The organism is Paenibacillus sp. FSL R10-2199, assembly GCF_038000235.1.
Lineage (GTDB): Bacteria > Bacillota > Bacilli > Paenibacillales > Paenibacillaceae > Paenibacillus_AQ > Paenibacillus_AQ phytohabitans.
Map to the genome: position 1 here is coordinate 753069 of NZ_JBBOBO010000001.1, position 24023 is coordinate 777091.

Genomic DNA, 24023 nt, shown 5'->3' on the forward strand with positions numbered 1-24023 from the left:
GGTGCTTAAACAATCATTTGCTCATATTGGCAGTAATTCTGCGGTATTATGAGTTAATGATTATTTCGCAGTGAGATGATACCCGGCATAAGCTTTGTTGAGCTTACAAGGGGCCGTTAGAGCCAGATTCGCATAAACAAAAAAGACACCCCTTAAGGTGTCTTTTTCTGAAATTTATTGAAATTTTGTATTGACGCGAATGGGGATGCTTTGTTGCTTGACTGGAGGTTTTTCGGGTTCTTGATTTAAATTTTGCCCTATTTCCGAAGCGTTTTTTTTGAATGTCTCTGTCACAGTCTGAATCACTTCACCCACATTGTGCGCAGATTCAAAGATCGGATCTATCGTTTTAATTTTACCTTTCACATCCCTGGTAACCTGATTAGCCGTATGAATGAGTTGGGTAGCCTCTCCTGTTAAGCCATGAATCGCATTTCTTACGTCAACCAGCGTCTTATTGGTCTCTGAGAGTGTAGTCATTCCTTTGCGCAGCGTAAGAATCAAGAAACCAACCAGACAGATAAAAGCAACTGCAGCCAAAGCAATACTAAGTTGGATAACCATGCAACACCTCCTGTAGTTCCACTGTATGTCCAACTTGTTGGGTTCATTCCTTCAATTGCCCTCAAGCAGGTTTTCCCGGCCGAATTTGTTCTACTTCCTATTCCTGATCCTTCACTGCAAGCGTTCTGAGCAGAACCGTGACCGTTTCCGCCCTCGTCGCGGCATCTTTCGGGAAGAAGCAGTTATTACCCTTACCCTGCATAATCCCCAGATTCTTCATCTCGGCTGCCGCTCCAACCGCCCAGACCGGGATGTCGCGGTCATCCGCGAATCCAGCGGAATGAGCTTTGGGTACAAGGTCTAATGCTCTCGCCAGCATTACGGCCATTTCCGATCTCGTCATAGGCGCATCGGGACGGAAGTTACTATTGTTATCTCCCTGGATAAGCCCCAAGCCTACAGCCCGTGCAACAGCTGCCTTGGCCCATTGCCCGATCCGGTCAGTGTCCTTGAAGGACAGGATTGCTTCTTCGTTCTGAAGCTTCAGCGAATTCGCCAGCATCACCGCGAATTCAGCGCGCGTTACCGTGCGACCGGGCCGGAACGAGCCGTCCGGATAACCTGTGATCATTCCCCTCTTCTCTGCTTCCAGGATATTGGCTTCGGCCCAATGACCGCCAACATCCGCGAAGACATGACCGGGTACCGGAACGTCCAGCGTGTCCGAACCGCCGTTTGGATCATCGCTTGGATTAACGTTCGGATTATTGGGAGTTACCGGCGGACTCACGGGAGCTCCTCCTCCCGAATGGCCTCCGGTTTCGCCGTTTGAACGCTCGTTTACGGAAACGTTTATTTTCCCCGTAACGGACGGATTTGCGGTCAAGACGGCTGTAATTGTCACTTCTCCTGCTACGGAAGGCGCCGTAAAGACCATGCTGAACCGGCCGTTCGCATCCGTGATTGTCTTTGAGCTTTGGAAGCTACCCGACGAAGCCGCGACTTCGGCCTCCACGCCAGAGACCGGAAGATTGTCACTGTCGTAGACGATTCCCGCAACGGATACATCGTCTCCCACCGTCACGGCAGACGGCGTCGCCTGGAGTTCGATTAGAACGGGTACTTGTGCAGCCTTAATTACGGAGACGGTAATCTTATCCGTCACGGCCGGACTCGCCGTCAAGACGGCTGTAATCGTCACTTCTCCGGCTGCGGAAGGCGCCGTAAAGATCGTGCTGAACCGGCCGTTCGCGTCTGTTACTGCTTTGGCACTCTCAATGCTCCCTGACGAGGCCGCAATTTCGACCTCTACGCCCGGGACCGGAAGATCGCCGCCGTCGTAGACGACTCCCGTAACGGACACCTTGCCTCCAACCATCACGGAAGACGGTGCCTCCTGGAGTTCGATCCGGGCGGGCACTTGTACGACCCCTTCTACGTAAACGGTAGTCGTCCCGCTCACAGACGGATTCGCGGTCAAGGCTGCTGTAATCGTCACTTCTCCGGCAGCAGACGACGCTGTAAAGACTGTGCTGAACCGGCCGTTCGCATCCGTTACCACACTGGCGTCATTGACACTGCCCGATGCAGCCGCGATCTCGACCTCTACGCCGGATACCGGAAGATCGTCACTGTCGTAGACGGCTCCCGTAACGGACACGATGCCTCCGGATGTCACGGAAGACGGCGCTGCCTGAAGTTCGATTCGGGCGGGCACTTGTACGTCCTGGTTCACGGATACGGTAACCGTATCCGTCACGGTCGGACTTGCAGGCAGGACAACCGCGATCGTCACTTCTCCGGCTGCGGAAGGCGCGGTATAAACCGTGTTGAACCGGCCGTTAACGTCCGTTACTGCTTTAGCCGTTTCGATGCTGCCCGATGCAGACGCGATTTCGACCTCCACGCCGGGGACCAGAAGATCGGCGCCATCGTAGACGACACCTGTAACGGACACTTTGCCTCCAGCCGCCACGGAAGATGGCGTCGCTTCTAGTTCAACCCGGGCCGGAACCTTTTGTACGTTCTCTGGACCATACACTTTAAATTCCCAGAGCGAGTATCCGTACGTGGTCGCTCTTTTCGTACCATACATCCGGACGTATCTTGCATTCACCGGTTCGAAGGAGATCTCATCGATTTCTCCGTCTCCGGTGGTGGTACTGTATACTGTCGTCCAGTCCGCCGTGTTGTCGGAAACCTGGATTTGATACTCCTTCCCGTACGCACTTTCCCAATGCAGCATAACCTTCGCAATGGGCTGGCTGGAGCCAAGATCGGCGTAAATCCACTGCGGATCAGCATAGTTAGATCCCCAGCGGGTCGTCAATGACCCATCCACCGCATTTCCGGGAGACACGTCGGCGGCTCTGGCCGAGCTTGCCGTTACCTGCATGCCTTCGGCGAGATTGGGCGGCACCGCTTCAAATACATTAAATTCAGCAAGCGAATAGCCGTCCCCGGTGCCCTGCTGAACGCCCAGCATCCGGACGAACCTGGCATTGACCTTACCAAAGGAAAGCTCGTCGATTCCGCCATCCCCCATAGAAGTTGTATAAACGTCCTTCCAGGTGACAGCATCCTCCGACACTTGAATTTTATAGCTTTTTCCATACGCCTTTTCCCAATTTAGCCTAACTTTATGGATCATATATTGATCTTGCAGATCGACATAAATCCACTCGTTGTCCGAAGCACTTGAACTCCAATAGGAACTTCTGTATAGATCGGTTGCATTCGAGGCAAATTGCTTGCCTTGGCTGGAGGAAGCGGTCGCCCCTTTACTGTAAGCGAGATCGAACCCTCTGTCGTCGAGAGAGGTTCCCTCGTTTAGGGTCATACTCCGGCCGGTAAACGTATCCTTGCCGAGTCTGAAGGTAGTCGTGGTTTTTTCTCCGTTACGGTTCAGCGTTACGTTCACTGTAATCCCCGGCGTTTCGGGATTAGCGACCGAGATGCGTACAGGTGAAGCGGATTCGTCAATGATTACCGTGGACGGATTATCCACGGTGACCGTCAAGCCGTCTCTTAGCGTCACCGTCCCGGGTTGATAGAACAGCAATTCCGCAATGCCAAGGGAATTGTGCCGGACTGCCTGAACCGACGGTGTATTCGCAAGAATACTGACCGGGCTCGGGCTCACACTTGCGTAGCTGCTGACCTCTTCAGGGGTTTTATTCGGCAATACGATATATTCATAGGAAGCGTTAGCCGGTTTCACGCCATGATCGAGCCATATTGAAAAAACCGGCTTGGTGATCGGCTCCGCCGAGCTTCCCGTGATAACGTCGCCCCATTTTCCCGTCTTCGTCTCCCGCTTCACTTGAAAGCCGGTAGGATTCGGGAAAACATAGCCGATTTTATCGTTATATGCCCAGCGCCCGTTAGCCTGCACCGTTCCGTCCGCTATTACTTTTCCGTCTACGAGCACATCCCCTGCCGCCAGACTTTGGTTCAATGTTGTATGGACCGGTGCAGCGTTAGTTGAAGCGATACCTGTGCCCAGCGCCACCATTTCATCATCGAAAAAGAAGTAGCCTTTTTTGCCGCTTGTACTCAGCTTGTTGAAATCAAACGCCGTGGCTCCATAACGCTCGTTGGTCACGCCGCCTACAAATGTTTTGGGATTGTTGAAATTCGCATCCTTCGTGAGTACATACGGTGCCGTCGTACCTGGAACATGAGCCCAGTCCATCAGCGGATAAACCGTCCTGTATTCATCCCCGGTTCTCTGAATGGCAGTGGCTCCTTGCGGCGTCCAGTAGAGCAGGTTATATCCGCTAGGATTAATGGTTCTCCACTCGCCGCCTTTGACCGTGCTGGAAGACATCTTGACCGTAATTCCATAATCATCCCGCATATGCGAGGAGACTAGCGTCTGCCATTGCGTCATATTGCTAGCATCCAGTCCGTTGCTCGTGCTCGTACCAATACTGCGGATGTTCTCAAGAAAACCCGCAAACTCGGCTGCGCGCTTCGGATTGGCCGCCTGCATCCACTGCAGCGGATCTTCATAGAAGGTCAAAGCCGCGCTAGCATAATCCGGCCACTCCGGTCCATTCATCCCCATACCCAGATCGGCCACATTGCCTCTCACGAGGTACCTGGTGCCATCCAGCAGGTAGGACGATAACGAATCAATCGCCGCCTTGCTGTACGAGAATGAGGTGCCCGAGGTTACATATGCCCAGAATGACATATCTCTGGCAAAGCTTCTTCCATAGCCCGTCGTATAATTCGTTTTGCCATGCATGAAGAATGACATGTCTGACTGGATTCCCGTCACAGTCGCCGTCACATTGGACAGCACATTAAACGCTTCCACAGCGTTCCGGACGATCTGGGCATCCTCCAGCAATAAGCCGCGGATCATATAATTCTGATTGTACCAGGATGAGTTGGCTCCATCGACAGTGTGCGGGCTGCTGTCCAGCGTGCCGATTATATTGGAAGCTTGCGCTTCTGTTAAATAGCCTTCACATAAAAGCGCGATTTTCCCCAGCCTTAATTGCTTGCCGATTCCGGTCTCCCACCAGTTGGTGGAAGTGGGCTTCACCGTAAACCAATAGTCCAGCCCCTTTTGAATGCCTCCTAACAGGGTTTCATTATGATAGTATGGACCCTTCGGGTCAGCAAACGCCTGAGCCATCGACTGCAGCCGGTCTAATGCGAGATAAGGCGACCAGGCCCTCCCATTGGCACTGGAGGCTGTACTCGCATAATCTACATCTCCCCAGCTTCCATTGGAATTTTGATTGGTTAAGTACGTGCCGGCCTGAGATTTGTAGGTCCATTCGACCCGGCCGTTCGTTCCGTCGTTGATGATATCTTTGGAGACATAAAATGCCGCCGTCCGGTTTTTCATCAATTTTATTTCAGCGATCTCTGGAGAAACGTTGGCCGCCCCGGGCGTGCTCGCCGATACGGGCGAATATAACCCTATGGAGGATATCAACAAACAAACAATACCAAGACATGTCCACCTCTTTACAAACCTTTGCCTTTTGTCAGTCATGTACATGCGCTCCTTTGTCTATCTAAATTCAATCGTTTATGACAGCGCTTTCCTATATATGGATTGAAGAAGGCAGCTTGCACTGCCTTCAGCCTTCTACACTAGCGTATTATATATATCCTCCAGCGGTATGTCCGCTACTGCCATCACTTCGTCTGCGGCACCGTAATACATGCGGACCGTCTGATCCAGAAGCAAGGCTCCGCATGAGAACACGACCTTGCCGAAGAATCCATTCACCTCATAGACAGCTTCCGGCTCCAAAATCGGTACACGGGATCTGGCGATGACCTTGGCCGGGTTCTCCAGATCAAGCAGCACCGCGCCCATACAATAGCGGTGCTTGCTGTCCGCTCCGTGGTACAGCGCCAGCCAGCCGCGTTCGGTTCGAATCGGAACCGCCCCGCCGCCCATACGAGCCGAATCCCAGCCTTGTTCGCTTAGCCCCATCAGGAAGCGGTGATTCCCCCAATGGTCGAGATCGGGCGATTCGGCGATCCACATCTCGGGAGAGCCGAATGACTTGGGCACCGGACGGTGCAAAGCGTAATATTTGCCGTTAATTTTATCCGGGAAGATCATGACATCCTTATTCTCGGGAGCCAGCATAAGTCCGCGGCGTTTGAATGTCCGGAAATCCCGGGTCTCTGCCAGGCCGGCGCCAACGCCGCGGGCAGAAGCAGAGCTGTAAGTAATATAATAGATATCCCCGATTTGGGTCACACGCGGATCTTCAATTCCCCACGCTTCCAGGGCATTTTCCGGAAATAAGGCCGGATGCGGCTCCACATCGAAATGAATGCCATCCTTGCTTCGCGCCACCCGCAGATGAGATAAGGAGGTGAGCATGACCGTTCGTCCATCCTTCGCAACGAAGCGCGAGTCGGAGAAATCATAGCCCGGATCGGTCTTGTCGTAACGTTCTACAAGGACATCAGTACCCGCTTCATTCAGCCGGGGGACAAGCACTTCATCCGCCCGGTCCGATATCGGCGCCTCCGCAATGCGCAGTAAAAGGATCGTTTCATCCCCTAACTGCGCCACCCCTGCATTAAACGCCCCCAGCACCCGAAAATCGGGGCGGGAAGGGACAACGTCCCGGACTCGTATAACAGGATTGTGCGCGCTGCGTTGTATGTTCATGTGAAGTACCTCTTTCAGTATTTTTAGGCCGTTATTTACCGGATGTGACAGCGTCGATTTGCGCCTGAATTTCCTCGATTACTTTTTGTCCGCCGAGGCTCGCCATTTTTTTCTCCATCATCTCCTTGCCTTCAGCAGCAGGCACCAGGCCCTGGCTAAACGGCAGGAAGGTCGAATCGTGAAGTGGAGTGATTTTGGCATATTCCGTCTTCACCTTTTCAGCGTTAAAGTTGAAGCCCGCCGTTGGACTAAGTGTGAAATTGGCCGGGTTGGTAGAGAAGTCGAACCACTTCTTGTCATCCTTCATCATCGTGTCCGGCGTGCGGTTCAGCGTTGGCCGCCAGGTTAGCACGAACCCCGGGAATGAATAGCTGGACAGCACCTTATAGCTCGAATCCCCGACCGGTTCCCAGTCCTTCCCTTGAATGCCGTATTCCATCAGATCGTGGTTTTCCTTAATGGACAACCAATTGGCTACATCCATTGCCAAATCAGCGTGCTTGGAAGCAGCTGGAATACACAGGAAATTCCATTGCTGGAAAGCAGTATACGGCTTGGCTTTATCCCCGTTCGGAATGAAAATCTCAAGCTTGTCGCTGCCGTCTTGCAGCATTTCCGAATATTTCAATCCCTCCACACCATCCGCCGCATAATAAGTGGCCGCATATTTCCCCTGCTTGAACAGTGTCTCTGCATTCTGCTCCTGTGCGATATTTTTGGAAATGATGCCGTCCTTGTAGTATTGGGTGACGCGTTCATAACCATCAGCAATCACCGGGCTGGTCCATTGGCCGATTACTTTCTTGTCCTTGATGGAATAGGCAAACATGTTGACACCGATTTCGAGCACTTCATCCAGCGCCAGATTAGCAGATTCGCTCAGGATAAACGGAAGTTTATCCGCTTTGATGCCGTTAATGACGAAGGGTTTGACATCCTTCTCTTGTTCCTTGACCATATACAAGAATTTCTCCAAATCACCCAAGGTTTTCAACTCGGGAAGTCCATACTTCTCGCGCAAATCTTTACGGATCAGAAGACCATATAGCTGGCCCTGGGTGGTACCGAGCGGAATCCCCATAATTTTTCCGCCGAATTTGTTATACTCCCACATTTCCTCGGGAATAGATGCTTTGAGCTCCGGACGTTCGGCCACCGCGGCATCCAGTTCCATTAAAGAATTGCCCTCGATCATCTGATTCATGGATATCCATGGGGCATCCAAGTACATATCGAAATCTTCCCCGGCAGACATCTTCACGGATACCGCATTCCCGTAATCGGTCCACGGCAAGAAATTGATGTTCAAGGCCGCTCCGACGTTATCCGCTTTCAATTTATCATTGACCGCCTGTAGCACATCGTCAAAGCCCACCGGTTTATCCCCCGGAAAATAAGCTTTCAATGTCACCGTTTCCTTAGATGCGGGTGCAGCACTTTCCGTATTCTTCGGAGAACTCCCTTCATTGCCGCCAGTCTTCGTATTGCCTCCGCAGCCTGCCAGGATCAGTGAAGATACCAATACCGTTGCTGTTGTCGTGCCAACCCATTTTTTTAATCTCATTCCGTTACCCTCCCATATCTATGAACAAAATTCTGAAATTAACTGGGTTAGTCCGGTTAATCCCGGACATCCCCGTTTATCCTTTTACGGCTCCTACCGTTAGACCTTTGACGAAATACTTCTGAAGCATGGGATACAGCAGGACAATCGGGCCGATCGTCAGCACAGTTGTCGCCATCCGCACACCATAGGTCGGTGGAGTCACTGCAATTGCCGCTCCGGAGGGAATGAGATTTTTGGCAGCTTCCATATTGGATACCATCCGGCGAAGAATTAACTGCAGCGGGTATAACTTCTCATTATCCACGAACATCAATCCCATAAACCAGTCATTCCAGTAGCTCAGAGCATAGAAGAGACCGACGGAAGCCAGAATCGGCTTGGAGATCGGGATCATAATTTGATAGAAAATTCTCATTTCATTCGCTCCGTCTATTCTTGCGGCTTCCTCCAGTTCCTCAGGAATGGTGCGGAAGAAGCTCACGAGTAAAAATACGAGGAACGGCTGGCATAACATAGTTAAAATGAGTACCCAGATGGTATTCTGCAAATGCAGCCACTGACTGACCACAATATAAAATGGAATGATACCCCCGGAAAAAAGCATAGGCAGGTAGCAAAAGAACAGAAAAGGTGTTTGCAGAACATTCCGTTTGTTAGCCAGCGAATAGCCAAGCATTGCGGAAATGCACAACGCGCTTAATGCACCTACGACGGTGATAAAAATCGTGACCGCATAACCGTTGAATAACACATCCGATTGCAAAACCGCCTTATAAGCGTTCAGCGATAATTTTTGCGGAATCAAAGTATAGCCGTGCGCAATCAGTTCCTGTTCATCCGTAATAGAGCCGATAATCATCAGCAGAAAAGGAAACACACAAAATAGGGTGAACAACAAAATGAACGTATGGGCAAATATCGTAAACGTTCGATCCGCAGCGCTCTGTTTCTGTCTCATAGTTATTCTCCTAGAATAAAGCAGATTCTTTAGACACCCTTCGGGTTACCCAGTTGGCAGCAATGACGAATATCAGACCCATCACCGATTGGAACAGGCCGACTGCCGAAGACATGCCGAAGTCATGCAGCTGTCTCATGGAGCGGAAGACGAAGGTGTCAATGACATCGGTAGTCGGATAGAGCGATGAGTTGTCTCCAATGATGGCATAGATCATAGCAAAATCGCCATTGAAAATCTTGCCTACGGCCAATAAGGTCATGATCATGATGGTAGGAACGAGCAGCGGCAGCGTAATACGCATTACAATCTGCAGCTTGGATGCCCCGTCAATCCGGGCAGCCTCGTACAAATCCTCCGATATGCCTGTAATCGCGGCCAGAAAAATAATCGAAAGATAACCCGCACCTTGCCACACGCGGATAACGGTCAGAATATACGGCCAAAGCTTCGACTCAAACATCCAGTTGACCGGCTCCATACCGATATTTTGCAGCCAGTTATTGACCATCGGCTCTTCCCCGCCGAATAAGGATTGGACAATCATTCCTATCACAATCCAAGACATAAAATAAGGAAGAAAAATGAGAGACTGCGATATTCGTTTGAAATACTTATTGCGGATTTCGTTGAACATAAGCGCAATTAAAACGGCTGCGGCTGTAGTAAAGAAAATGAACAGTATGTTCAACACCAGCGTATTGCGCAGAATGGTCCAGAAATCACCTGAAGTAAAAAAGTAATCGAAATTTTTAAAACCGACCCAATCACTTCCTGTGATACCCTTGGCGAAATTATAGTCTTTGAAGGCAATCATAATCCCGTATATGGGAAAATAACTGAACACTAGAAAAAACAACAACCCCGGCACGGCCATAACATAAAGAAAAGGATTTCGGACAATATGCTTCAGTTTAGACCTTTTACTGGTGTTAATTGGGTATTGCATCTTTTTATATCCCCCCTTTCATCAAGACCGGCAATTGCATTAGCACGCCGTTATCTATGCCGTCACCTTATCAAGCCCTCACTGCTACGGCAATTCCGAAAAGCTCTAATCCTTCCTGCAAGCGCAGATTTACAAACTTCCCAAAAACAACACTATTGCGAAAACAAACGATTCTGAAGACGAAAATAATCGGTATGCTATAATAAATCTACAATTTATGAGCTCGGCAGTTATGATTACGGAGGTTCCAGCAATGAAATTCAGACGTCCACTCCTCGCATCGCTGAAGCAGCATCCTACTTATATGAAGCTTATTTTTTATTTCGTCAGTGCAAACGTACTGGTGCTGGGTATATCATTTGCGCTGCTCTATTGGCAGTCCTCCAAGACGCTTCTGGAAGAGATCGGCGATCATTCCGAATCCTTGCTGGTAAACAGCGCCCAGAACACCGCACGGCTGATGGAATGGGCCCTGGAATTTAGCTTCTCCTCCAGTGATGACAGCGCCCTCAAGGTATATGCCCTTTCAGATCAGTACAGCGATTTTGAGACTTTTGAGGTATGGAGCCGGCTTATGGACATCAAGAACGCCAATCCGTCTATCGATTCGGTATACCTCATTAACGATTACACGAATACGGTTGTTGATTCCAGACTTGGATTGAATGATGCGGAAACTTTCTACGATCAGGATATTATTAAGCGTTTACAGGATCCGGTTACGGCGAACCATAGCGTGCTCATTCCCAGAACCTTGTCCCTGCCACTTACCGGGAATACGCCCAAAGAGGTGATGACCATCATAAGATTTTACGAAAGAGGCAGTTCTATTTCCGCTTTCGTTATGAATGTAGATACAGATAATCTCATGACCCTGCTTCAGGACAATTCGAATGATGGCGACAGGTCAGTTGCGGTTCTGAATGACCGGGAGGAGACGGTTTTTAGCAGCACTTCTTTGAATCAGGAACAAACTGCGGAGCTCAGAAGCCACGTGATTAAGGGCGAGAGCGGATGGAAGCTCTTTCATCCCCGTGATCAGGGAGAACAGCTAATGGTTTACGCAGGCATCTCCATCAAAGGAATCCAGGATTGGACCTTTATCGAAACGATACCGAAGTCTGTCATTTTGGATAAAATTACGGTTCTTCGCAACACTAGCCTGAGCTTGTTCATTGCCCTGTTCGCAGCCTCCTGGACCGTTATCGTGCTGATCTCCAAACGGGTATACTCGCCCATTCAAGAACTGATTACCAGAGTAATGCGGCAGCATCAAGCGGAAAAGCCCGGTCTGGGATACAGCACATATGAACTTGACTACTTATCCAATGTGTTTATAGCCCAGCATAATCAGATTAACGAACTGACCGAGCAATGGCGGCTTAATAAATTTTTAGGCAGAGAGAGGTTTTTACGGGATTTTCTGGGGGAGACTTACCATTCAGCAGAGGAGATAGGTTCTCAATTTCTGGAGTGGGGCATTGACCTGCCGGTAGATCAGCTGTCGGTGGCCATCTTGCGGATTGACCACTTCTCGGAATTCTCGGAGACCTACCCGGAGAAGGACCGGCGTCTGCTCCGGTTCGCAATGTCCAATATTATTCAAGAGTCGCTGCAATCGTCCAAGCACAAGCTGCAAACGGTGGATATGGGTGACGATCACGTGGCCGTTGTCCTATCCGCCCCCTTGTCCGAAGAATATGCGAGGAAGCTGCAAGGCTCCCAACAGTTAATAGAGCAGTATTTGTCAGTTGGAACGACTGTCGCCTGGGGCAGGACGCTGCCCGGCCTGACCGACATGCATGAGATATATATGGAGACGTATGAACTGACGCAGGAACGGTTCAGGTTCGGACACAGATCGCTCATCGTGAAGGAATGGCTACCCGATGCGCCAGGAGAACTGTACCATCTGCCTGCGAACAAAGAGCGGCAGATCGCTCAGGCTCTTCCCAAGGGGAATGCAGATACGGTTCTGGAAGTCATACGCTCAGCCGTAGTCAAGCTGCGGGAAATGCCCTATTTTGAATGTAAAATGTCATTGATTACCCTGTTTATGGATATACGCAGGCTCATGCAGGAGCATTCCGCTCAGCCTCTGCCCAGTTCATGGGGGCTGACTTCTATTGAGAAACAGATTATTCAGCAGGAGACGATGGACAAGGTGGTGCCATGGATGGAAGCCTTGGTCACCAAGACACTCGAAGACATTGTAGCTGCCCGCGGGCTGTCCAAGAATGTGACTCTGATCGAGCAGGCGGACCGGTTCATTGAAGAACAATTAACCGATCCGAACTTGTCCGCAAAAATGCTTGCTGATCATTTGGGGTTATCCGTTAATTATTTCCGCAGTTTATATAAAGCGGAGACAAACCAGTCCATTACGGACAAAATCTCGGAGAAGCGCCTAAGCTTCATCTGTCAGGAGCTCATTGCCTCCGACTCGCCGATTGAGCCCATCGTCCAAAATTTCGGATTTTCATCGCTTAACACGTTTTATTCCAGCTTCAAAAAGGTGTACGCAATGACACCGGCCCAATACCGGAAGAAGTATAGAGGTGGCAATAGCATCGAGAAATAAGAATGCAGCTGCGACAAAAAAGCGATGGGGAAACATCCCTCATCGCTTTTTTCACATTACTGAAGCAACACGTTAACAGCAAATCCCCTGGCAGAATAAGGGTTATGCACTCATTCGCCCTTATAAGCCTTATGCAATTCCGCAAGCTCAAATTTCTTCATCTTAAGAAACGCCTCTGTAACACGCGCAAGCTGCTCCGGCGTACCCTTCTCCATCATCTCGTCCATTTCGGCCGGAACAATCTGCCAGGACACGCCATACTTATCTGTCAGCCAGCCGCATTGCTCGGCTTCAGGAACCGCTGAAAGCTGCTCCCAATAGGAATCAATCTCCTCTTGCGAGTCGCATTTCACCATGAAGGAAATGGCTTCGTTGAAGCTGAATTTATGATCATGTGCACTATCCATTGCGGTGAACCACTGATTCTCCAGCATGAAGTCAGCGAACATAATCGTTCCCTCTTGATCAGGTTGCATTCCAGTCGGGTAACGGGCTATAAGTCCTTGCCGAGAATCTTTGAATATGGACAAATAGAAGGACATCGCCTCTTCTGCCTTGCCGCAGTTATTACCGATGAACATAAATGACGGTATTATAGCAGGCCGCTCTTCACCTTCCGGATTGGTAAGAATCAACTGCCATGAGACGCCATACTTGTCCTGAATCCAGCCATACCGCTCACTGAACGGATATTTATCGAGCGGCATCAAAGCCATGCCGCCATCGGATAATTTGTTCCACACCTCATCTAATTTCTCTGCTGCGTTCTTATCGCGTGAGGGATCAAAATTAACGAAAAAAGACACGGACGGATTCAGCTTAAAATACGGCCCTGCACTGATCGCCATAAACTTCTGCCCCCAAATTTCAAAAGAAACCTGATCGCAGTCGCCTGACGGAGTGTCATGAAGTGTTGTAACACTCGTAACTTTGGAGTCCGGGAACACAGAAGCGTAAAAATGGGCAGCTTCTACCGCCTCCTTGTCATACCATATATGCGGAACGATTCTCTGATTGATGTTTGCCACAAGTTATTCCTCCCCGGGGACATTCACTTGAAAAGTAACGCCGAACTTGTCCTTCACAATTCCATACAAAGGGCTCCAATCCGTCTTCTGCAGAGGCATGATCACTTGACCGCCGTCTTCCAGTGCAGCAAAAATCTCCCGTGCGTCTGCCTCTTCTGCAGGATGAATGGCAATCTGAACCGTATCCCCGTCCGCCTGATGTGACGTGCCCGGAAAAGTATCGGAGAACATGAGATCTGCATTACCGACCTTCAGATGCGCATGCATCACAAGCGTTTTCATCTCATCGGTCAGCGGATGCTCCGGATCTTCCGGCAGGTCTCCGAACGTCGTGATTGCGACTACGCTGCCATGCAGCGCTTTTTCATAGAAATAAAGCGCTTCTCTTGTGTTTCCGTTAAATACAAAATACGGGTTCAAACGGATTGACATCATTCTTCATCCCCTTTGGAATAAGCTTAACAGTCAGCCTTATTATACACCAAATTTGAAGAAAATATACGGTTTTTGCGAACGTATGGTCTTATTTTTATTTTTGCTGTAGGCGACCCAACTTCTGGCCTAATCAGGAGCAGCTTATTACAAATACAATTCCAAAGCCGCCTAGCCCATTATCATCTAAAATCTCAATGCGGACTTCAGGTTCATTCTTTTCTATTCCCGTATTCTAAACATAAATTGTAAAATATATCCAAAACAAGACTTAGCGAAAGAACCATTTATTAAATTTGGCATATACCTATCTTGTGAATAAAATTACAAAAGAACGAAAAGGAGCTACGTTAATGAATCAATATCATAACCACTATCATTTTCACTATCCCTCAAGACCGGATCAGCCTGGAGATTCGCAATACTATTTACCACAAGAAACTTTAACGGAAGAATTTGATCTAGGTAGAGTGGGTCATTTTTATAAATCCGGGACCTCTACGATGGGAGAATTCACATTTCAATTTTTAGGAATTTCGCGTAATGGCATGGTTTCAATGAATATTTTTGATACCACAGCTACCCCGGTGAAATTTTTAGGCTTCAGAAAAATACATCGTTCTGATCTTGTCGGGCTAGAATATATTGGTCCAAACCTGACCTAAACAAAAACAGTCCGAAATAACCCACCTTTAATCCTTCATATAAAAGTCAGTCACAAACCCTGCTCCCTTGAGCGGAAATCAGGCGGCCCAATCTGTAATATTGCGTATTAAGCAGTAATATAATCTGCAACAGTCCTCAAGCCCACCGCCTTCGAAAAGCTGCTATAAACGAGAACAAGGACATGGATGAGCCCTCCAAAGTCCTTGTTTTTTATATGATCGATTGAAAGAATAGGAATGCTAAAAGCACTCCCTATGTCCAAAGCCATACTCCATGGCAATCACACAATCCTAACTGGTTAAATAATGCGTCCGTATACGCTACTTAGGGTCTTCTTCTTCCAGGTTTCCTAAATAATCGCTATACAACTCCATCATCCCATCTCCGAACCCCCCAGATTTTTCATCATCTATGTCTCCATATGAAAGCGTAAAGTCTACTCCACATTCCACTGTAAAAATCATTAGCTCTGCAATTTGCCCTTTATTTGTTGAGACATTACTAAAGTCTTTTATTGCTTGCTTCATAATCTGGTATCGCAGAATCTCTCCCTTGTGGACCAATTCCTTCTCAATAATTTTCTTGTACTTGTCTAAGACTTCCTCACTATCAGGAAATAGTATTGAAAAATAGTGCTCCTGAATGATCGGATATATCTTGGTCATATTCAAGATTTCAGCCTCAAGCTCTTCCCTCGTTAGATTCTTTAAATGCTTTTTAATGGTTGAGTTACTTAGTTTCAGCATTACTATGGTTCATGCTCTGATCAAAATAGCTTCCTTCTCCAATCCTGATTTTTATAAAGCACAAGCGATGCGGCTCTCCACCTATGGTAAACCCCGGGTCATCTCATGCGCCAAGGATCTGGAGAATTACGTAGTACTGCCAAGGGGATGCTTGCCGGATTTGTTATCTTTTTTCGAGCAAAATCAGGTTAAGGTATCGCTTAAGGATCAACGTTCGTCTGGAACTTCTATCGAGGCAGAGTTCACCGGTACGCTGAGTACTCTTCAGGACACAGAAGCCAGAGCTATTCTAAGCCGGGATATAGGCGTTCTCTCAGCGGCAACCGCATTTGGCAAAACTGTCGTAGCAGCCAGCATTATCGCTTCAAGAAAGACAAATACCCTCATTCTGGTTCACCGACGGGAGCTTATGGAGCAATGGCAGGAACGTTTGCAAACCTTTCTTGAAGTTCCTAAACAAGCAATCGGTACGATTGGCGGCGGTAAAAATAAGCGAACCGGCATCATCGACATTGCTGTCATTCAGAGCCTCAACTATAAAGGAAACGTTAAACCCTTCATAAGTGAATACGGCCAGGTGATTGTGGATGAATGTCACCACGTATCAGCCTACAGCTTCGAACAGGTTCTGCGGGAAGTCAAAGCAAAGTATGTATTTGGCTTAACAGCCACCCCTAAACGGCAGGACGGACAGGAAGCCATTGTACGGTTCCAGCTTGGACCTGTGCTATTAAAGGTGGATGCCAAAAGCCTAAGCAGCTCTAGAGGATTTTCATTAAGGGTGGTCCCCCGCTATACTCACTTTCAGATCAAGTCAGGGGAACAGGTTGCCGGAATTCAGGACATCTATCAGCAGCTTGTAGACAATGAGGAGCGTAACACGCTTATTTTTGACGATTTGTTAACCTGCTTAGATGAAGGACGTTCTCCACTGCTTCTGGTTGAACGGACCGCTCATGCTGAATATTTTGCAGAGAGATTACACGCCTTTGCTAAAAACGTAATTGTGCTTAGGGGCGGAAAGGGGAAAAAGCAAAGAGAAGCTCTACGCGCCCAAATTGCTTCTATTCCAGACGATCAGGAGCGTGTAGTCATCGCTACGGGTAAGCTAATCTGTGAAGGCTTCGATGACGCCAGACTGGACACCTTGTTCCTGGTCCATCCCATCTCCTGGACAGGCACCTTACAGCAATATGCTGGCCGCCTGCACCGGAGTCATGCGAATAAAGAAGAAGTGAAAATATATGATTACATCGATCTTCAGGTTCCAATGTTAATGGCGATGTTCAAGAAACGAGTGAAGGGATATCGTAAGATGGGGTACCGGGGGGCGGAGTTGTAGGAAAGTGCTTCAAAATAGAGTGGGCATGCTTAACTAGTTGTTTATATCCCAACAAAGAACGTCAGTTTAAGCTCCTGCCAATAGGAAAATTAATAACCGAATCACAAGACATCTACAAAAGATCAAACGGGAGCATCCGCTCATAGGATGCTCCTGCGTTTTTTCTTTCTCAAAGCATTGATCCCCTGCTCCGTTAACCTAGCAGCCTTCTATTATCAGCATAAAACAATCATTATAAATGAAAAAAGACACCTTAGGGGGTGTCTTTCACTGATACTCCATATGGAGCCGAGGGGAGCCCCAATGTTGTCAGGTTAGTAGAAATTGGTATAGTAGAGGGAAACGATAGAAATGGATGAGTCCAAATGAAAAAAACAAATCCACTACAATATTCCGTGTGTTTAACAAGATGAAAAGTGATGAATTTAAAGAAAGTGCGAAGCAATGTGAGAACAATTTCAAGAGAAATCGAAAGATTGGGTTCATCCCCCTGCTGCTGCTCATCCTTCGTATGGTTCGAAAAACGACACAATTAGAATTGGATGAGTTCCGAGAGAGATTTATGCCTGAAGAGGCAGCAAGAACCACATACACGAAACAATCCTTCTCCGAAGCCAGACAAAAACTTTCCCCTACCGCGTTTACGATGCTTAATGACGAACTGGTTCAAGCTTTTTACGAAGAGGAAGAATTCAAAACGTACCACGGCTTTCGCCTACTGGCGATGGACGGCAGTGTAATGGAACTACCCAATACATCGGAAACCCGGAGTGTATATGGATTCACGACAACATACAAATAGGGTTTCGGATCGCCAGAGCCCTTTCCTCCCACCTATACGATGTAGAGAACAAGTTGGTTGTAAGTACCTGTCTGAGCCGCTATGACGATAATGAACGCGATCTAGCGAAGCGCAATATTGAACATTTTCTACAACTGAAAACCTCATCCATTCGGAATTTGATCCTGTTTGATCGTGGCTATCCGTCTGCAGACTTTTTGTTGTACTTGCAAGAGAAGGGAATCGCTTATTTGATGCGAGCTCAAGGTTCATTCTACAAAGAGATCATGAATACCACTCAGCCGGATGAAAACGTGACGATTAAAATTACGAAATCCAGAGCCTACGAACTCAAGAGGCAAGGAACAATAATTTTGCCAGGAACAGTGATTCACATTCGAGTCTTAAAAGTAGAACTTTCCACCGGCGAGACGGAAATTCTGCTGACGAATGTCAGCGCAGATGAACTGAATTACGAAGCGTGCAAACCGCTTTATTTCAAAAGATGGGGGATTGAAACACGTTTCGATGATTTGAAACAGAAGTTTGAGATTGAGAACTTTTCAGGACAAAAACCCCAACTTATAGAGCAAGACTTTTACGCTACAGTACTACTAAGTAACATAGCTTCCGTATTGGAAAATGAGGCTGAGGAACAAATGAATGTAAGCCAACGAACGAAGGAACTGAAGTACACTGAATACCGAATTAACCGAAATATCTTGGTCGGCAAACTGCGTAACCGGCTCATTGAAATGGCATTAGAAGAGGATGATGGAAAGAGGGAGTCTCTGCAGGATCACTTTCTGGAAGAGCTTCAGCGCTATATCGTTCCAGTCGTCAAAGGCCGCTCTTTCATGCGAGATAAGCAGACAAGAGCTAATAAATTCACAAAAACCAAAAGGCGGGGGCTATAAATGCTTAACCTGACAACATTGAGGGGAGCCCGCCCCCCTGTCCGAAGATAACGGCACATAAGCTTCTACGAGTGTAGTTACAGTTTTGATGTCACCCGAGTATCGCCCCGTAACCGGCTATACGTTGGGTCAGCCTGATTGTCTTCTTCAGTTCACCCCAGGCGGAGATGAGACAGCGTATCCCACTACTTGTTAGCCCCTATCCCTGTCACATGGGCAATGCAGAGTAGAAGCACGCGCACAGTTTCTTAGGCTGCGAAAGCGTAGTTTGTTTGTTGTTTGCCGTTTAATAGGCTTTAGCGTTGATGAAACTTCTATCACTAAACAGGCAACATATTAAAGCTTGATAGACTTGATTTCATCTTCTCTAAGCCCTGTCGCCTTCGCTACAGCTGCATAATCCATCCCCATTGCCAGCAAGTTGCGAGCCACTTGAAGCTTACCCTCGATAATCCCAGCAGACTTACTTTGCCCCTTCAACCATGGACGCTTCATCATGCAAATACTTCTGTCTAGCCTCATACAATCGTCTAGCATCCGAATCCTGACTCAAATATTGCAAGGTATCCATTGCCTTCTCCAACCCTGGCTCATTCATCTTCAGCACCTCCCATTGTGATGTATCGGCACCTTTCAGAAACAGTAACCAATTGATCAGTCCGCCTTCAGACGGAATACTACGTTCATCCAGCTTCGGCAATTCCAAGAAATGAACCTCGATGTCGTCAATCAAGGATATCCCTGTCCGGTCTTCCCGCAGATGAAATACGTTATGATATTGCTCATTCTTCAAGAACGCATAGTTTAGAATGTTAATCGTTACGCATTTCTTAAGCTCTGGATACTTCTCGACAGCTGCATCTCTATATCAAGCAGTTTACCTTCAGAGGTCTTGGCGTAAACATCAAAGATGGATTGTTTGTCGAGCGGATCGTCTTTATCCGTATAAGGATTCATCAGAAATCCATCGGCATCAGCTCCATTCATTATTATTATAGCATTTATCAATGGTTTTGAACCTTTTAAGGAGGTATAAGCCCCTCAGATTAAACTAACTATTATCAGCGTAAAACAATCATTATAACGAAAAAGACACCTTTCCAGGTGTCTTTCAATTTACTCCATATGGAGCCGAGGGGAGTCGAACCCCTGTCCGAAGATAACGGCACATAAGCTTCTACGAGTGTAGTTACAGTTTTGATGTCACCCGAGTATCGCCCCGTAACCGGCTATACGTTGGGTCAGCCTGATTGTCTTCTTCAGCTCACCGCAGGCGGAGATGAGACAGCGTATCCCACTACTTGTTAGCCCCTATCCCTGTCACATGGGCGATGCAGGGTAGAAGCACGCGCACAGTTTCTTAGGCTGCGAAAGCGTAGTTGTTTTGTTGTTTGCCGTTTAATAGGCTTTAGCGTTGATGAAGCGGACGCGTCCCCACTACTCGCTACTCATGCTCGAACTATCCCCGTCGAATCCAAGAACGGCCCCTCATTAGAAAGGGCGCTTCGGATTAACGGATCAATGATAAGCATAAATGCTGATCCGGTTCACAGCTATCTTGATCAAGATGGCTGTTCAGAAGCAATAAGTTTACTTACACAGTATAGCACATTTATCAACACTTTAACACGTAGGTTAAAGGAATTGAAGGTCGAATCTGGAACAATTGGGCGCCAGGTGGTTACCAGTCTAGCGGGCGATCTTCTGCTTGTCGCGCAGCACACGCTGGATATCACGCTGAGCATCACGCTTCGCGGCGGAATCGCGCTTGTCGTATTCCTTCTTACCTTTACCAAGACCGATCAGCAGCTTGGCATAGCCATTGCGCACATAAATCTTCAGCGGCACAATCGTGAAGCCATCCCGCTTCGAGGAACCAAGCAGCTTGTGAATCTGTTCCTTATGCATGAGCAGCTTACGTGTACGCGTCGGATCGGTAGGATTGGCACGGTTCCCTTGTTCAAAAGGGCTAATATGCATATTGTGAATATGAATCTCACCATTACGGATGGTAGCAAAAGCGTCCCCGATGTTAGCACGGCCGTTACGCAGCGATTTGATCTCTGTACCCGTCAGAACCAAACCCGCTTCATACGTATCCTCAATAAAATAATCATGGGAAGCTTTTTTGTTCTGGGCAAGCACTTTCCCGTCTGCTTTTTTACCCATGAAAGTCACTCCTTGAATCGAATTCCCGGCCTCCTATGAACGGACACCAGGTCTATATTGTATCAAAAGCCAAGCAGGCTGCGCAAGGAAGGATCACCCTGTTCCGCAGCAATCATTTTGACATACGGGTGTCAGGAAGTGCTACGTTTCAGTTGAATAGAAGCACTTATATTCTAAAAAAGCACTGTCCCCCTAAAGGAACAGTGCCCTCTATTAATTCAGCCTAGGCCTGAGGTTTCTTCTTCCGCTTTCTTCGGCCGCCGCCTTCCGGATTGCCGCTCTTGTCGCCAGCGCCTGCCGGTGCCGGATTGGTGGTCTCCACGTTGCCTGGAGTCACAGAAGTGCCGATGAAGACGCCGCCTTTCTTCTTCTTGCGGCGGCTCTTGCCCTCCGGCGCCGCGCCGTTGCCTTCGCTTCCGAAGCCGCTGCCGAGGTCCTCGCGGCTGCGGAACCGTGTGCTCGCGTCCACGCCGCGCAGCTCACCGCCCGCCTGCTCGGCTCCGCCCCCGCTTGGCGCGCCGCCGTAGCCGCCCTTGCCGGAGCCGAAGCCGAAGGCAATGCCGCGTCCCCCGGCACTGCCTCCGCCGTCTCCGCCGCGGCCTCTGCCGCGCTCACGCTCGCGCGGAGCACCCGAACCGCCGGCTTCGCCCCGGCGGTCCGCCTTCGCAGCGCCGCCCGCTGCGGAGGCGGCGGCAAGTGCACGCCGCGCTGCCGCTTCCGGCCCGCGGCCGCGCTTACGGCCGCCTGCTGCGCCGCCGTCTTCAGCCGGCGCTACGCCTGCGCGCGGCTCTTCACCAGCGCCAGCCTCAGCGGCGCCGCCCTTAACTGCCCCGCCAAAGACACCGGCGCCAGCGCTGCCGCTCTTGCCTTTACCTTTGGCGCCGAATCCAGCCGCACCGCCGTTCTTGCCCTTCCCAGCGCCGCCTTTACCCGCACCGACAGCCGCGCTGCCTGGTTTGCCTTTACGGCCCTTGCCCGCACCACCGCCGGCCTTACCTGCGAACGGCTTGCTGGCGCCGCCGACACCAGGGCGCCCGCCCTTGCCGCCGCGTCCGCCGTAGTTCCGGTGGTCGCCAGCCGCGCGTGGCTTCATATCAACCAGTTCGAAGTCGATCGTATGATCGTCCATGTTGACCTTGGCCACACGGATCTTCACCTCGTCACCGATGCGGAACACTTTGGAGGTACGCTCACCGATAAGGGCCATGTGCGCTTCATCGAAGTGGTAATAATCATCGCTCAGCGCGCTGAGGCGGATCAGACCTTCTACGGTGTTATCCAGCTCGATGAACATTCCGAAGCTGGTCACGCTGCTGATCATTGCATCGAATTCTTCGCCTACCTTATCCTGCATGAACTCCGCTTTCTTCAGCTGCTCAGTGTCACGTTCAGCCTCTACCGCTACACGCTCGCGTTCGGAGGATTGCTGGGCGATATCCGGCATCCGCGATGCCAGATACTCATGACGTTTCTCAGTCAGAGCTCCGCCATTCTCAAGCACCTCACGCATGACGCGGTGAATGACAAGGTCGGGATAACGGCGGATCGGTGAGGTGAAGTGGGAATAGAATTCTGCCGCCAGTCCGAAGTGGCCTGTACTCTCGGCATCATATTTCGCCTGCTTCATGGAGCGCAGCATCATCGTGCTGATCACCGTCTGCTCTTTGGTGCCTTGAATCTGCTCCAGCAGATCCTGCAGCGCACGCGGATGGACGGAATTGCCGCGACCCTTGACGTGGTAGCCGAAGTTAGCGGCGAAGGCCATGAAATTCTGCAGCTTCTCCGGGTCCGGATCTTCATGAATCCGGTACAGGAACGGCACCTTCAGCCAGTGGAAATGCTCCGCTACAGTCTCATTAGCCGCGAGCATGAATTCCTCAATAATCTGCTCCGCCACGGAACGCTCACGCTTCACAATATCGATAGCCTTACCTGCTTCATCCACGATGATTTTGCTTTCTTCAAAGTCGAAGTCAACAGCTCCGCGCCGCATCCGGGCATCGCGCAGCTTCATCGCAATTTCCTTCATCAGGCGGAAATCACCGATCAGCGGAGCGTAGCGCTCCAGCAGCTCAGGATCTTCATCTTCAACAATTTTGCGTACATCGGAGTAAGTCATTCTCTCCTTGGTACGGATCACACTCGTGAACACATCATGCTTCACAACCTTCATGTGCTCGTCGAATTCCATTTCACAGGACATCGTCAGCCGGTCTACCTGCGGGTTCAAGCTGCAGATCCCGTTCGACAGCCGGTGCGGCAGCATGGGAATGACCCGGTCAACCAGATACACGCTGCAGCCGCGGTCATAAGCTTCTTTATCCAGCTCGGAGCCTTCGCGCACATAATAGCCTACATCGGCGATATGAACGCCCAGCTTATAATGCCCGTTCTCCAGACGCTCAACGTTCACCGCATCATCCAGGTCCTTGGCATCCGCGCCGTCAATGGTCACAATGTTCAGTCCGCGCAGATCGCGGCGGCCTTGCTGGATAATCTCCTCGTCGGTAATGGAATCCGGTGCCTGCTCCGCTTCCGTCATCACCTCAGCCGGGAAAGCCTCCGGCAGCTGATGCTTGCGGATAACCGACAGAATATCCACGCCCGGGTCATCCTTATGACCGAGGATCTCGATAATTTCACCTTCAGCCGCAGCACGGCCTTCCGGATAGTTCACAATGCGGACAACAACCTTTTCCCCGTCAACCGCTCCCATGAAGGACTGCTTTGGAATGAAGATATCCCGGTTAATCCGCTTATCATCAGGCAGCACGAAGCCATACGTCTCCAGGCTCTGGAATACACCAACCGTCTGCGACACGCCTCTGATCAGAATCCGCTCTACTTCGCCTTCCATACGCCCGCCGGACGGACTCTTCGAGGTAATCCGGATCAGTACGATGTCACCGTTCATTGCACCCTTCAGATCATTGGCATGGATGTATACATCGGGATGATCACGGTCATCGGGTATCAGAAAAGCAAAACCCTTCGCATGGGCCTGCAGCCGTCCGCGCAGCAAATCCATCCGTTCCGGCACGCCATAACGGCTATTCCGGGTAAGAATAATCCGGCCGTCCTTCTCCAGCTCAATCAGCAGGCTCTCAAAGGCTTTGAACGCCTCGCTGTCCTCTATTGCGAAATGGCTCACCAGTTCTTCATAAGTCAGCGGTTTATAAGCGGTTTCCCGCATGAAATCAAGTAGAATTTCTTGTGTTATCATCTT

16 protein-coding genes, 2 other RNA genes and 1 pseudogene are annotated in these 24023 nt (G+C 49.5%); 5 read left to right on the plus strand and 14 right to left on the minus strand.

Features of this window, described 5'->3' with window-relative positions:
• Positions 1-174: 174 nt before the first annotated feature.
• From NYE33_RS03160 to NYE33_RS03185, 6 genes are all read right to left on the minus strand, one after another.
• Complete coding sequence (locus NYE33_RS03160) at positions 175-564, minus strand: DUF948 domain-containing protein (protein WP_052421618.1); 390 nt, start codon at positions 562-564, stop codon at positions 175-177.
• A 97-nt stretch (positions 565-661) separates the two neighbouring features.
• Entirely contained in the window at positions 662-5368 is a 4707-nt protein-coding gene (locus NYE33_RS03165) for a polysaccharide lyase family 8 super-sandwich domain-containing protein (RefSeq protein ID WP_341064764.1), read from the minus strand.
• Positions 5369-5614: 246 nt separating this feature from the next.
• Positions 5615-6661 carry a glycoside hydrolase family 130 protein gene (locus NYE33_RS03170; RefSeq protein ID WP_336102099.1) on the minus strand — a complete coding sequence of 349 codons (1047 nt, stop codon included), beginning with the start codon at positions 6659-6661 and terminating at the stop codon, positions 5615-5617.
• A 31-nt stretch (positions 6662-6692) separates the two neighbouring features.
• A complete protein-coding gene (locus NYE33_RS03175) occupies positions 6693-8225 on the minus strand; it encodes an extracellular solute-binding protein (protein WP_341064766.1) in 1533 nt (510 codons plus the stop codon).
• A gap of 76 nt (positions 8226-8301) precedes the next feature.
• A complete protein-coding gene (locus NYE33_RS03180) occupies positions 8302-9186 on the minus strand; it encodes a carbohydrate ABC transporter permease (protein WP_039296857.1) in 885 nt (294 codons plus the stop codon).
• 10 nt (positions 9187-9196) lie between these two features.
• Positions 9197-10063, minus strand: coding sequence for an ABC transporter permease (locus tag NYE33_RS03185; protein WP_341064769.1), 867 nt, complete (start codon positions 10061-10063; stop codon positions 9197-9199).
• Between the two features lie 325 nt (positions 10064-10388).
• Between NYE33_RS03185 and NYE33_RS03190 the strand changes: the two genes are divergently transcribed.
• Positions 10389-12716: a helix-turn-helix transcriptional regulator gene (locus NYE33_RS03190; protein ID WP_076243429.1), complete on the plus strand. Its 2328-nt coding sequence runs from the start codon at positions 10389-10391 to the stop codon at positions 12714-12716.
• A 110-nt stretch (positions 12717-12826) separates the two neighbouring features.
• Here the strand turns inward: NYE33_RS03190 and NYE33_RS03195 are convergent, their stop codons facing one another.
• On the minus strand, positions 12827-13744 hold the full coding sequence (locus NYE33_RS03195) for a VOC family protein (RefSeq protein ID WP_076243428.1): 918 nt from the start codon (positions 13742-13744) through the stop codon (positions 12827-12829).
• Between the two features lie 3 nt (positions 13745-13747).
• Complete coding sequence (locus NYE33_RS03200; RefSeq protein ID WP_042132796.1) at positions 13748-14176, minus strand: VOC family protein; 429 nt, start codon at positions 14174-14176, stop codon at positions 13748-13750.
• 353 nt (positions 14177-14529) lie between these two features.
• Here NYE33_RS03200 and NYE33_RS03205 point away from each other — a divergent pair, with 353 nt between their 5' ends.
• Complete coding sequence (locus NYE33_RS03205; RefSeq protein WP_042132795.1) at positions 14530-14841, plus strand: hypothetical protein; 312 nt, start codon at positions 14530-14532, stop codon at positions 14839-14841.
• 321 nt (positions 14842-15162) lie between these two features.
• Here the strand turns inward: NYE33_RS03205 and NYE33_RS03210 are convergent, their stop codons facing one another.
• Positions 15163-15588, minus strand: a complete 426-nt coding sequence (locus tag NYE33_RS03210) for a hypothetical protein (protein WP_341064772.1) — start codon at positions 15586-15588, stop codon at positions 15163-15165.
• 4 nt (positions 15589-15592) lie between these two features.
• On the opposite strand from NYE33_RS03210, the gene NYE33_RS03215 reads away from it, so the two are divergent.
• The 3 genes from NYE33_RS03215 (at position 15593) to NYE33_RS03225 (ending at position 18628) form a co-directional block, all read left to right on the plus strand.
• Positions 15593-16930 carry a DEAD/DEAH box helicase family protein gene (locus tag NYE33_RS03215; RefSeq protein WP_341064774.1) on the plus strand — a complete coding sequence of 446 codons (1338 nt, stop codon included), beginning with the start codon at positions 15593-15595 and terminating at the stop codon, positions 16928-16930.
• Positions 16931-17285: 355 nt separating this feature from the next.
• Entirely contained in the window at positions 17286-17732 is a 447-nt protein-coding gene (locus NYE33_RS03220; RefSeq protein ID WP_341064776.1) for a hypothetical protein, read from the plus strand.
• An 8-nt stretch (positions 17733-17740) separates the two neighbouring features.
• Positions 17741-18628, plus strand: coding sequence for a transposase (locus NYE33_RS03225; RefSeq protein WP_341068580.1), 888 nt, complete (start codon positions 17741-17743; stop codon positions 18626-18628).
• Between the two features lie 35 nt (positions 18629-18663).
• Here the strand turns inward: NYE33_RS03225 and ssrA (NYE33_RS36430) are convergent.
• The 5 genes and pseudogenes from ssrA (NYE33_RS36430) to rnr all read right to left on the minus strand — a co-directional run bounded on the left by ssrA (NYE33_RS36430) (position 18664) and on the right by rnr (position 24020).
• Positions 18664-19007, minus strand: a transfer-messenger RNA (tmRNA) gene (gene ssrA / locus NYE33_RS36430).
• Positions 18965-19588, minus strand: a pseudogene (locus NYE33_RS03230) (Rpn family recombination-promoting nuclease/putative transposase); the annotation flags it as partial. The gene ssrA (NYE33_RS36430) and the pseudogene NYE33_RS03230, both read right to left, overlap by 43 nt.
• A 163-nt stretch (positions 19589-19751) precedes the next feature.
• Positions 19752-20116: a transfer-messenger RNA gene (ssrA, locus tag NYE33_RS03235) on the minus strand.
• Positions 20117-20317: 201 nt separating this feature from the next.
• Positions 20318-20797 carry an SsrA-binding protein SmpB gene (smpB, locus tag NYE33_RS03240; protein WP_039296783.1) on the minus strand — a complete coding sequence of 160 codons (480 nt, stop codon included), beginning with the start codon at positions 20795-20797 and terminating at the stop codon, positions 20318-20320.
• Positions 20798-21020: 223 nt separating this feature from the next.
• Complete coding sequence (rnr, locus tag NYE33_RS03245; RefSeq protein WP_341068582.1) at positions 21021-24020, minus strand: ribonuclease R; 3000 nt, start codon at positions 24018-24020, stop codon at positions 21021-21023.
• Positions 24021-24023: the final 3 nt, after the last annotated feature.